Below are 11,656 nucleotides of genomic sequence, written 5' to 3'. Positions count from 1 at the left end.
ATGACCATGCCTTGGTTCAACAATATACCTCGGCACGATCGTCACCAATCCGGTGACGGAACGCCCGATGACGGAGGGGACGAGAAACCTCGTCCTTTCCCGACGCTCTCCACCTTCCTCGGCATGGCGGCCGTGCTGTTCGTGCTGTGGCTGCTGGCCTCGGGCCTTCCGCATCTGTTGCCGAAGACCGAACACCCGGCGCCATCCAACATCACCGATACTGGAGCCTTAAAATGAGCCAGTCCAAATCTGCGAGCATTCTGGATGCCAGCATCCTGATGCCCGCCATTGGCGGCGCTTTCCGCAAGCTCGATCCGCGCACGCTGATCAAGAACCCGGTGATGTTCGTCGTTGCCATGGTCTCAGCACTCACCACCGTGCTGTTCGTCAAGGATGTCATCACCGGCGGCGGCGATCTCGGCTTCACCTTGCAGATCATCATCTGGCTGTGGTTCACCGTGCTGTTCGCCAACTTTGCCGAGGCCGTGGCCGAGGGGCGCGGCAAGGCGCAGGCGGACTCGCTGCGCATGGCGCGCACCGAGACCCAGGCCAAGCTGCTCGTCAACGCCGAGGATCGCGGCAAGTTCAAGTTGGTGCCTGGCACCAGCCTGAAGGTCGGCGACATCGTGCTGGTCGAAGCCGGCGACATCATCCCTTCCGACGGCGAGGTGATCGAAGGCGTGGCTTCCGTCAACGAGGCGGCAATCACCGGCGAATCCGCGCCTGTCATCCGCGAATCCGGCGGCGACCGCTCGGCCGTCACCGGCGGCACGCAGGTGCTGTCCGATTGGATCCGCGTGCGCATTTCCGCCGCCTCCGGCCAGACCTTCCTCGACCGCATGATCTCGCTGGTCGAAGGTGCGGAGCGCCAGAAGACCCCGAACGAGATCGCGCTTAACATCTTGCTTGTAGGCATGACGCTGATCTTTGTCCTGGCCACCGCGACCATCCCGAGCTTCGCCTCTTATTCCGGCGGCTATATCCCGGTAACGATCCTCGTCGCTTTGTTCGTGACACTGATCCCGACCACGATCGGCGCGCTGCTTTCGGCCATCGGCATTGCCGGCATGGATCGCCTGGTGCGTTTCAACGTGCTTGCCATGTCCGGCCGCGCCGTCGAGGCTGCCGGCGACGTGGACACCTTGCTCCTCGACAAGACCGGCACCATTACGCTCGGCAATCGCCAGGCGACCGAGTTCCATCCGGTGAAGGGGGTGACCGAACAGGAGCTGGCCGATGCTGCTCAATTGGCCTCGCTGGCTGACGAGACGCCGGAAGGCCGCTCGATCGTGGTGCTGGCGAAGGAAAAATACGGCATCCGCGCCCGCGATATGGCGACCTTGCATGCCACTTTCGTGCCCTTCACCGCGCAGACCCGGATGAGCGGCGTCGACATCGACGGCTCGTCGGTGCGCAAAGGCGCGGTCGATGCCGTGCTAGCCCATGTCAATCAAGCAACGGTGGCAAGCCATGGCACGCGTCCGACAAGCGACACCATGCGCGACCTGCAGGCCAGGGCCGACGAGATCGCCAAGGCCGGCGGCACGCCGCTGGCGGTCGAGCGCGACGGGCGCCTGCTCGGCGTCGTCCACCTCAAGGACATCGTCAAGGGCGGCATTCGCGAGCGTTTCGCCGAGCTTCGCAAGATGGGCATCCGCACGGTGATGATCACCGGCGACAATCCGCTGACCGCAGCGGCCATCGCGGCCGAAGCCGGCGTCGACGACTTCCTCGCCCAGGCGGCGCCTGAAAACAAGCTGTCGCTGATCCGCGAGGAACAGGCCAAGGGCAAGCTTGTCGCGATGTGCGGCGACGGCACCAACGATGCGCCGGCGCTCGCCCAGGCCGATGTCGGCGTCGCCATGAACACCGGCACGGTCGCCGCGCGCGAGGCCGGCAACATGGTCGACCTCGACAGCGATCCGACCAAGCTGATCGAGATCGTCGAGATCGGCAAGGCGCTGCTGATGACGCGCGGTTCGCTGACCACCTTCTCGATCGCCAACGACGTCGCCAAGTATTTCGCCATCATCCCGGCCATGTTCGCCGTGTTCTACGTCGCGCCCGGCCAGTCGGCAGGCCCGCTGCAGGCGCTCAACATTATGCATTTGGCGACGCCGCAGAGCGCCATTCTGTCGGCGATCATCTTCAACGCGCTGATCATCGTCGCGCTGATCCCGCTGTCGCTGAAGGGGGTGAAATACCGCGCCATCGGCGCCGGCGCGCTGCTCACCCGCAATCTTCTCCTCTACGGCCTTGGCGGCATCATCGTGCCGTTCGCCGGCATCAAGGCGATCGACCTGATCGTCACGGCTCTTGGCCTGGCATAGGGACCCATTCCGATGTTCAAGCAACTCAGACCCGCGATCGTCATGATCGTGTTCTTCACGGTGCTGACCGGCCTTATCTATCCGATCGGCATGACCGGCATCGCGCAGGCGCTGTTTCCCAGGCAGGCCAATGGCAGCCTGATCGAAAAGGATGGTAAGGTTATCGGCTCCGAACTGATCGGCCAGGCCTTCGCCAGCGACCGCTATTTCCACGGGCGGCCCTCGGCAGCCGGCGACGGCTACAACGCCGCCTCCTCCGGCGGCTCGAATCTCGGGCCGACCAATGCGAAGCTGATCGAACGTATCAAGGCCGACGCCGACAGGCTGAAGGCTGAGAACCCGAACGCACCGGTTCCGATGGATCTCGTCACCACGTCTGGCAGCGGCCTCGATCCCGACATCAGCCCGGAGGCGGCCTATTTCCAGGTGCCGCGGATTGCCAAGGCCAGGGGCATCGATGAAGCCAAGGTGAAATCGCTTGTCGACGGCCATGTCGAGGATCGCGAGCTGGGCTTCATGGGTGAGCCGGTGGTCAATGTGCTGGCCCTCAACATGGGGCTCGACGATCTCAAATAATCAGCACTCGCAGCGGGGATCGACACGATCCCCGGTGCAATCCATGATTGGACTTGATGCCGGACGACAGGACCAACTTCGAGAACAGACCTTCTCCCGACGCGCTGCTCGAGCACGCGGAGCGGGAGGGCCGCGGCCGTCTGCGCATCTTCCTTGGCGCGGCGCCCGGCGTCGGCAAGACCTACGAGATGCTGTTGGCAGGCCGCGCCCGGCGCGCCGACGGCATCGACGTCGCGATCGGCGTCGTTGAAACGCATGGCCGCAAGGAAACCCAGGCGCTGGTCGAAGGCTATGAGGTGATCCCGCGCCGCGAGGTCGAATACAGGGGCCGGGTCCTTGACGAGATGGACATCGACGCCATCCTGAAACGGCGGCCGGAGCTGGTTCTGATCGACGAGCTCGCGCACACCAACGGGCCCGGCAGCCGTCATCCCAAGCGCTATCTCGATGTTCAGGAAATCCTGTCGCAGGGCATCGACGTCTACACCACGCTCAACATCCAGCATGTCGAAAGCCTGAATGACGTCGTGGCGCAGATCACCCGCGTCAGGGTGCGTGAAACCGTTCCGGATTCCATCATCGACGAGGCCGACGACATCGAGGTCATCGACCTCACCCCGGACGACCTGATCAAGCGGCTGCATGAAGGCAAGGTCTATTTCCCGCAAACCGCTCAGCGCGCGATCGAGAACTATTTTTCGCCTGGCAATCTGACGGCGCTTCGCGAGTTGGCGCTGCGACGCACCGCGCAGCGCGTCGATGAACAGCTCCTCAGCCATATGCAGTCCCACGCCATTCCGGGACCGTGGGCGGCCGGCGAGCGGGTCCTTGTCTGCGTCGACTCGCGTCCGGACGGGAGCGCTCGTATCCGCTACGCGCGCCGGCTCGCCGATCGCCTGCGGGCGCCATGGACGGCGCTGCATGTCGACACGCCTCGCCTGGCCGGCATGTCCGAAGAGGACAAGGACCGGCTGGCGACAAACCTGCGCCTTGCCGAACAGCTCGGCGCCGAGGTCGCGACCATCCCGGGCCAGAACGTCGCCCAGGACATCGTGCGCCATGCGACGGCGAACAACTTCACCCATATCGTCATCGGCAGGCCGACCCGCTCGCGCTGGCGGGAACTGATCGAGGGCTCGCTCACCTATGACCTGATCCGCAATGCCGGCGACATCAGCGTCCATGTCATTTCGGGCAAGGAGCGCGATGCCGACATGCCGTCGGCACGTGTGAAGGCCGCGTCCGAGCAGAAGCCCTTCCAGATCTGGCCCTATCTGTTCTCGACGGCCTATGTCGCCGGCGCGGTGGCCGTCAGCTCGATTCTCGATCAGTTCCTCGATGTCCGCAATCTGGCCAGCGTCCTGCTGCTGGCGGTGCTGACTTCTGCGGTGACGTTCGGACTCTGGCCGGCGCTCTACGCTTGTTTCCTGAGCGCGCTTGCCTTCAACTATTTCTTTCTCGAGCCGCGCTATACGTTCACGATCAGGGATCCGGAGAGCATCGTTGCCTTCGTGGTCTTTCTCGTTGTCGCAGTCATCGCCAGCAATCTGACGGCGCGCGTCCAGCGCCAGGCGGTCGCCGCCCGCTCACGCGCGCGAGCCACGCAGGACATCTACTCGTTCTCGAAGAAGCTCGCCGGCGCCGGCACGCTTGACGACGTGCTGTGGGCCACCGCCTTCCAGATCGCCTCGATGCTGAAAGTGCGCGTGGTGCTGCTTCTGCCCGAGAATGGAACGATCACCGTCAAGGCCGGCTATCCGCCGGACGATACGCTCGCCGAGGCCGACATCGCGGCGGCCCGCTGGGCCTGGGAACATGATCGCCCCGCCGGCCGCGGCGCCGATACGCTGCCCGGCGCCAAGCGCCTCTATCTGCCCTTGCGAACAGGCCGGACAGCGGTCGGCGTCGTCGGCCTCGACAACGACAAGCAGGGCCCGTTGCTGACGCCCGAGCAGCAGCGCCTTCTCGACGCGCTTGCCGATCAGGCGGCAGTCGCCATCGAACGCATCCAACTTGTCGCCGATGTCGACCGCGCCAGGCTGGCAGCGGAAGCGGACCGGCTGCGCACCGCGCTGCTTACCTCGATCTCGCATGACCTGAAGACGCCGCTGGCCGCCATCATGGGTGCCGCCGGCACGCTGCGGGAATACGCGGCCGCCCTTCCCGAAGAGGACCGCGCGGAACTCCTGTCGACGGTGATCGACGAATCGGAGCGGCTCAACCGCTTCATCGCCAATCTGCTCGACATGACCAAGATCGAGTCCGGCGCCATGGAGCCGAACTACGCCCTCCATTATGTCGGCGATATCGTCGGCTCGGCGCTCGATCGCGCTCGCAAGATCACCGGCGAGCACCGCATCGACACCGACACTCCGCCGGACTTGCCGATGCTGCGCCTCGACCCGGTGCTGTTCGAGCAGGCGCTGTTCAACCTCCTCGACAATGCCGCCAAATATTCCGCGCCCGGCTCAACCATCCGCCTCAAAGGCTGGGTCGACAACGGCTCCGTCATCCTGCAGGTCATGGACGAGGGACCAGGCATCCCGCCGAACGACCTCGAACGGATCTTCGACACCTTCTATCGGGTGCGCAAGCGCGACCAGGTCCGCGCCGGCACGGGTCTCGGCCTGTCGATCAGCCGCGGTTTCGTCGAGGCCATGGGCGGCACGATCTCGGCGACGAACCGCACCGACCGGCCCGGCGCGATCTTCACCATCCGCATGCCGGTGCCGCAGGAAATTCCGGAACTTGCCGTGGCCAAAACGGATGACGCCGCATGACCGGTCAGAACGTCAGCATCCTGGTCGTCGACGACGAGCCGCCGATCCGCAAGCTGCTTCGGGTCGGCCTCGGCAGCCAGGGCTATGCCGTATCGGAGGCACCGAACGCCAAGGCAGCGATCGAGCTCATGCAGGCGCAGCGGCCCGACCTGATCCTGCTCGATCTCGGCCTCCCGGGGATGACGGGCCTCGAACTGCTCGGCAAATGGCGTGACGACGGCCTCGACATTCCGGTCGTCATCCTGTCGAGCCGCACCGACGAGGCCGGCATCGTCCAGGCGCTCGAGATCGGCGCCGACGACTATGTGGCGAAACCCTTCGGCATGAACGAGCTCGTCGCCCGCGTCCGCGTGGCGCTGCGCCACAAGCTCCAGCAGCAGGGCGAGAAGCCGGTGTTCCAGGCCGGCGACCTCTCGGTCGACCTGGTGAAGCGCATCGTCAAGGTCGAGGGCAAGGAAGTAAAACTGTCGCCGAAGGAATACGATATCCTGCGCATGCTCGTGCAGTATGCCGGCAAGGTTCTGACCCATCAGTTCCTGCTGAAGCAGATATGGAACGAGTCGACGGACGTGCAATATCTCAGGGTCTATGTCCGCCAATTGAGGCAGAAGATCGAGAAGACACCGGACCAGCCGCGCTACATCATCACCGAGACCGGCGTCGGCTACCGTTTGCGCGAGGTCGATTGAAGGATCCGAGCGGCGGGCATCATCCAACCCATCGAGGCTGTGCCGCGAGATCGGTCGCTTGAACCATGGTAGATCCGCACAAACACCCTATATTACGGCAAGGTTTCTGTTTTCGTTCGGGAAGGAAGCGATGTCGCGTCCTCGGCTATCGGCGGCTTTGATTGCCGCGGCTTTGTCGACTGCCGCCCTTTTGGGCGCGCCTTCACATGCCTCCGCGCAGGTCGTCATCCCCACAGACCGCAACGCCCTGATCCAACATAACGAGCTGCAGGCGCTCCGGAACCAGCTGCAGCGACGACAGTTCCAGCAACAGCAGCAGCTTTACCGCGAGCAGGACCGGCAGATCGTTCCGAAGGCTCGCCCTGAAGTGCCGATCGTCAAGCAGAATTGCCAGTCTCAGGTGATCGGCACCACGATTTCGCGCGTCTGCCGCTGACATTTTTCTTTTTCCGGTTTACTTAGCCGACTTACTGTCGGCGGCGTCCGGCTTGCGTGGGCGGCGGTTTTGGGATTTGCAGGAGCGAGGTTTTGCCGTGCGGATAGCGTACGGCAGGAATGCGCTTTGATCGGATTTTGGGATGGCAGCAGCCAAGAAGAAAGCAGTACGCAGGGCAAAGAAGGGAGAGCGGATCCGCCAGGTGGCGGCCATCCCCTTTCGCCTACGCGGCGACGGCCAGCTTGAAGTCTTGCTGGTCACCTCGCGCACGACCAAACGTTTCATTGTGCCCAAGGGCTGGCCGATGAAGGGCAAGAGCGGGCGCAAGGCGGCCGCGATCGAGGCCCAGGAAGAGGCGGGCGTGCTGGGCAAGGCGCTGAAGCAGCCTGCCGGCGGCTACTCCTATTGGAAGCGCATGGCCAGCCGTTTCGTCCGTGTCGACGTGGTCGTCTACCTGCTCGAGGTCAGCGAGGAGATGGCCGACTGGCGGGAGGCCGTGAACCGTCAGCGGGCCTGGCTGCCGGCGGCCGATGCGGCCCTGCTGATCGACGAGCCGGAGCTTTCCACGCTGCTGAGGGATTTGACGGCCTTGGCGACCGATCCGGCGTAAGACGATGGCCTGGCGCAATTCCACGAAAGCGTGACACGGCTGTCCGTCAGGAATTCCGTCACAACAAAATGGATGGAATGGTTCGCCGTTTTCCGTGGAACGGTGAAACGCTCTAATCGGAGTCGCCAGGAAACGGCCGTGCCGGGGTGCCGCTATAAGCCCACAGCCATTCTTTGGGCAGAGGTCCCTTGTTGCGGTCGCTCTCCTGTGATTGCTCCCAGGCATGCGCCAGTATGCCTACCGAGCGCGACAGCACGAAGAGGCCGCGCGTCAGTGGCGGCGGGAAGCCAAGCTCGCCATAGATGACGGCCGTGGCGCCATCGATGTTGAGCGGGATCGTCTTGCCCTTGCGTGTCGCCACCTCCGCCTCGATCGCCTCGGCAATGTCGGCAAAGCGCCCGCTGACGACGCCGCGACCGGCGAAGTCGCGCGTCAGTTCGATGAGGCGTGGCGCCCGCGGATCGATCGGGTGGAAGCGATGCCCGAGGCCGGGCACGTAGCCCTTTTCCTCGGCGAAGAACCGGTCGAGCCGCGCACTCACCGCTTCGGCGAGGCTCGCGCCACCATCGATTGCGGCGGCGATGTTGCCATAGAAGGAAAGCGCCTGCTCGCCGGCCCCGCCATGCACGTCCCCCAGCACATTGATGGCGGAGGCCATGGCGTTGTTGATGCCGACGCCGCAGGTCGCCGCCATGCGCGCGATCGCGATCGACGGCGCCTGCGGGCCGTGGTCGACGGCGGCCCCGAGCGCGATGCCGAGCAGCGCCGCCTGATCGTCGCCCGGCAATTCGCCGCGCAGCATAAGCCAGATCATCGCCGGAAAGCTGACCCGGCCGATCAGATCCTGGATCTGGTAGCCGCGCAGCCGGATCACGCCGGGCTGCATCTCGATGATGCCGGTCCGCCACCACTCCTCGCCGCGGTCGCGGCCGGTCTTTTTGTCCGCGCTCATGCCCGCGCCCTCCCCTTGCCGCGCGCCGGCAAGCTGGCGAACACGTCGTCCATATGCGCGCCAAGACGTGGCGGAGGGCCGGCTGGCACGGGAGCCGCACCGTCGACCATAAAGCCGCCGCGCACCACCGTGAGCGGGTTGTCCATTCCCGGTATCTCCTGGAAGCGCGTCGTCATGCGGCGCTCGATGACCTGGCGTTCCTGCAGCACTTGCGGGATCGTCAGCACCCGCCCGGCCGGCACGCCGGCGCGGTTGAGCTTTTCTTCCCAGACCGCCGCAGGAGCGCCGGCAAGCGCGTCCTCGATGAGCGGCTTCAGCGCTGCCCGGTTCCCTTTGCGCGTCTCGCGTTCGGCGAAGCGCGGATCCGAAGCCAAGTCTGGGCGGCCGATCAAGCCGCAAAGGATCACGAACTGCTCCTGCTTGTTGGCGGCGATGTTGAGCAGGCCCTCGCCGGTGCGGAACGCGCCGGAGGGCGCGGCCGTCATGTTCTCGTTGCCCATGGCTTGAGGCTGGACGCCCGCCGTCAGATAGTTCGACACCGGCCATCCCAAGGCCGACAGCGTGCATTCGAGCATCGACACGTCGAGGAAGGCGCCTTCGCCGCTGGTCTTCTGCCGCACCAGCGCCGCAGCGATGGCGAAGGCCCCGACCAGTCCGCCCAGCGTGTCGGCGACCGGATAGCCGACGCGCAGGGGCGCCGTTTCCGGCGTGCCGGTGATGCTCATGATCCCGGACAGCCCCTGGATGATCTGATCATAGGCTGGGTTGCCACGCATCGGGCCGGTCTGGCCGAAACCCGATATCGCGCAATAGACGAGGCTTGGCCTAACCTCCTTCAGCTTCTCGTGGCCGAGGCCGAGCCGATCCATCACGCCCGGCCGGAAATTCTCGACCAATGCGTCCGCCGTTGCGACCAGGTCGAGGAAGCGCTCGCGGTCGGCCTCCTGCTTCAGGTCGAGCACCACCGATCGTTTGCCGGCGTTCTGCGCCAGGAAGGATGCACCCATGCCGGCTTTGTTGAGCTCCGGCGAGGCGCCAAGCTGGCGCGCGAGATCGCCGCCCGGCGGCGCCTCGACCTTGATCACGTCGGCGCCGAGCAGCGCCAGCTGGTAGGCGCAGTAAGGACCTGCCAGCACATTGGTGAGGTCGAGGACGCGTATGCCTGAAAGCAGGTCTGTCATAATGCTCCAGATCGGTCAGGCATCGCCCGGCACATGCTCTGGTCCGCGCGTGCGCCGGCGTTCGATCCAGGCCCAGATATGCGGGCCGACCAGACCGATGAAGGCGAGCGTTAAAAGCGTCAGCGAGAGCGGGTGCCGGTAGAACACCGTCCAGTCGCCATTGGCGATCGTCATCGCCCGGCGGAACTGCGTCTCGGCGAGCGGCCCGAGGATCATGCCGATGATGACCGGCGCCGTCGGAAAATCGAAGCGGCGCATCAGGAAGCCCGCCGCGCCCAGCAGATAGAGGATGATGAGATCGATCGGCGACTGCGAGATGCCGTAGGTGCCGACGGTGGCGAACACCAGAATGCCGGCATAGAGCTGCGGCGCCGGGATCTTGAGCAATCGTACCCACAGGCCGATCAGCGGCAGGTTGAGGATGACGAGGATGACGTTGGCGATGAAGAGACTGGCGATGAGGCCCCAGACGAGATTGGCCTGCGTCGTCAACAGCAGCGGTCCGGGATTGATGCCGTAGCTCTGGAAGGCCGACAGCATGATCGCCGCCGTTGCCGAGGTCGGGAGGCCAAGCGTCAGCATCGGCACCAGCACGCCGGCAGCCGACGCGTTGTTGGCAGCCTCCGGCCCGGCGACGCCTTCGATGGCGCCGACCGTGCCGAACTCCTCCTTGTGCTTGGAAAGCTTCTTTTCGATGGCATAGGACAGGAAGGTCGGGATCTCGGCCCCGCCGGCGGGCAGGGCGCCGATCGGGAAGCCGATTGCCGCGCCCCTGAGCCACGGCTTCCACGAGCGCGCCCATTCGGAAGCAGTCATGTAGAGCGAGCCCCTCAGCGGCACGATCTCGTCCTTCCCGGCATAGCGGCGCGAGGCCACGTAGAGAGTCTCGCCGACCGCAAAGAGGCCGACCGCGACGATGATGACGTCGACGCCGTCGAGCAACTCGCCCATGCCGAAGGTGAAGCGCGGCTGCCCGGTCTGCAGGTCGACGCCGATCATGCCGATGACGAAGCCGACGAACAGGCTGGTAAGCCCACGCACAGAGGACGAGCCGAGCACCGCCGAAACGGTGATGAAGGCGAGCACCATCAGCGAGAAATATTCCGCCGGCCCGAAAGCCAGCGCCAGCTTGACCACGATCGGCGCCAGGAAGGCGACGCCCAGCGTGCCGAGGGTCCCGGCGACGAACGAGCCGATCGCGGAAGTCGCGAGCGCCGCGCCGCCGCGGCCCGAACGCGCCATCCGGTTGCCCTCGAGCGCGGTGACGATGGTGGCGCTTTCGCCCGGTGTATTGAGCAGGATCGACGTCGTCGAGCCGCCATACATGGCCCCGTAATAGATGCCGGCAAACAGGATGAAGGAAGCTTCCGGCGCCACCTGGTAGGTGATCGGCAAAAGCAGCGCGATGGTCAGCGCCGGCCCGAGCCCGGGCAGCACGCCGATCGCGGTTCCGAGCGTCGTGCCGAGCAGGCACCACAAGAGATTGGTCGGCGTGAAGGCGACCGCAAATCCGTGCGCGAGATAACCGAGCGTGTCCATCGTCCTCAGCCCCTTCCCATGCCGACGAAGGCGCTGATCAACGCGTTGAGCTGGTTCTCGATCAGGCCGGCCCCGATGTTGACGCCGAGCGCTCTGGCGAATCCGAAATAGGCCGCCAGCGCCAACATCAGGCCGAGCAGCGCATCGCGCAGCGGATGCCGGCTGCCGAAGCCGAAGCAGACCAGCACGAACATGATCACCGAGGCGGCTGTGAAGCCGAGCGGCTGGATCAGCACGAGATTGGCAACGAGCCCCGCGACTACGAAACCCATCGCCTTCCAGTCGGTCGGCGTCTCCTTTTCCTCGTCCGGCTGCCAGCCGCCACGCAGGGCGGCGACGATGAGCAGCAGTGACAGGATCACCATGCCGGCCATGGTCATGTAGGGGAAGACCTTCGGGCCGACCTTGGAATAGAGCGGCGAAACCGGGATCGCCAGGGTCTGCCAGGCAACGGCCCCGGCGCAGGCAAGAAGCCCGACGCCGATCAGCAATTCGGGTATGGCAAGGCGCGGCGGTGACGCCTGCTGGTCGCTGGTGCTCATAATCTCCTCCCCGGAAGCCGG

Annotated in this window: 11 protein-coding genes; 6 read left to right on the top strand and 5 right to left on the bottom strand. The window is 65.1% G+C overall.

Translation table 11 applies throughout. The annotated features are described in order from the left end of the window. Genes P9217_RS13720 through P9217_RS13700 form a run of 5 tightly spaced genes read left to right on the top strand, consistent with a single transcriptional unit; the run spans position 1 to position 6,375 of the window. Positions 1-237, top strand: a complete 237-nt coding sequence (locus tag P9217_RS13720; protein ID WP_245307341.1) for a hypothetical protein — start codon at positions 1-3, stop codon at positions 235-237. Beyond that, positions 234-2,330: a potassium-transporting ATPase subunit KdpB gene (gene kdpB / locus P9217_RS13715; protein WP_278087063.1), complete on the top strand. Its 2,097-nt coding sequence runs from the start codon at positions 234-236 to the stop codon at positions 2,328-2,330. The genes P9217_RS13720 and kdpB overlap by 4 nt, the downstream gene beginning before the upstream one ends. 12 nt (positions 2,331-2,342) lie before the next feature. After that, positions 2,343-2,906 (top strand): potassium-transporting ATPase subunit KdpC, encoded by a 564-nt coding sequence (gene kdpC, locus P9217_RS13710; protein WP_095800548.1) that lies wholly within the window; start codon positions 2,343-2,345, stop codon positions 2,904-2,906. A 56-nt stretch (positions 2,907-2,962) separates the two neighbouring features. Further along, positions 2,963-5,686, top strand: a complete 2,724-nt coding sequence (locus P9217_RS13705; RefSeq protein WP_278053130.1) for a sensor histidine kinase KdpD — start codon at positions 2,963-2,965, stop codon at positions 5,684-5,686. Further along, entirely contained in the window at positions 5,683-6,375 is a 693-nt protein-coding gene (locus P9217_RS13700; RefSeq protein ID WP_127239711.1) for a response regulator transcription factor, read from the top strand. The genes P9217_RS13705 and P9217_RS13700 overlap by 4 nt, the downstream gene beginning before the upstream one ends. Before the next feature lie 202 nt (positions 6,376-6,577). Here the strand turns inward: P9217_RS13700 and P9217_RS13695 are convergent, their stop codons facing one another. Then, positions 6,578-6,814, bottom strand: coding sequence for a hypothetical protein (locus tag P9217_RS13695; RefSeq protein WP_164746662.1), 237 nt, complete (start codon positions 6,812-6,814; stop codon positions 6,578-6,580). Positions 6,815-6,953: 139 nt separating this feature from the next. Here P9217_RS13695 and P9217_RS13690 point away from each other — a divergent pair, with 139 nt between their 5' ends. Further along, entirely contained in the window at positions 6,954-7,421 is a 468-nt protein-coding gene (locus tag P9217_RS13690; protein WP_067318836.1) for an NUDIX hydrolase, read from the top strand. Between the two features lie 112 nt (positions 7,422-7,533). On the opposite strand, the gene P9217_RS13685 is transcribed toward P9217_RS13690, so the two are convergent. The 4 genes from P9217_RS13685 to P9217_RS13670 are packed head-to-tail and all read right to left on the bottom strand — an operon-like array spanning position 7,534 to position 11,635. Beyond that, positions 7,534-8,373, bottom strand: coding sequence for a citryl-CoA lyase (locus tag P9217_RS13685; RefSeq protein WP_095800552.1), 840 nt, complete (start codon positions 8,371-8,373; stop codon positions 7,534-7,536). After that, complete coding sequence (locus P9217_RS13680; RefSeq protein ID WP_067318839.1) at positions 8,370-9,554, bottom strand: CoA transferase; 1,185 nt, start codon at positions 9,552-9,554, stop codon at positions 8,370-8,372. Before P9217_RS13680 ends, P9217_RS13685 begins: the two co-directional genes overlap by 4 nt. Positions 9,555-9,569: 15 nt before the next feature. After that, positions 9,570-11,093, bottom strand: coding sequence for a tripartite tricarboxylate transporter permease (locus P9217_RS13675; RefSeq protein ID WP_067318840.1), 1,524 nt, complete (start codon positions 11,091-11,093; stop codon positions 9,570-9,572). Positions 11,094-11,098: 5 nt separating this feature from the next. Further along, positions 11,099-11,635, bottom strand: a complete 537-nt coding sequence (locus P9217_RS13670; RefSeq protein ID WP_095826777.1) for a tripartite tricarboxylate transporter TctB family protein — start codon at positions 11,633-11,635, stop codon at positions 11,099-11,101. Positions 11,636-11,656: the final 21 nt, after the last annotated feature.

This window comes from Mesorhizobium sp. WSM4989 (assembly GCF_029625795.1).
Lineage (GTDB): Bacteria > Pseudomonadota > Alphaproteobacteria > Rhizobiales > Rhizobiaceae > Mesorhizobium.
Note: the sequence above shows the minus strand (reverse complement) of the source record. Positions and strands in the feature narration are given on the sequence as shown.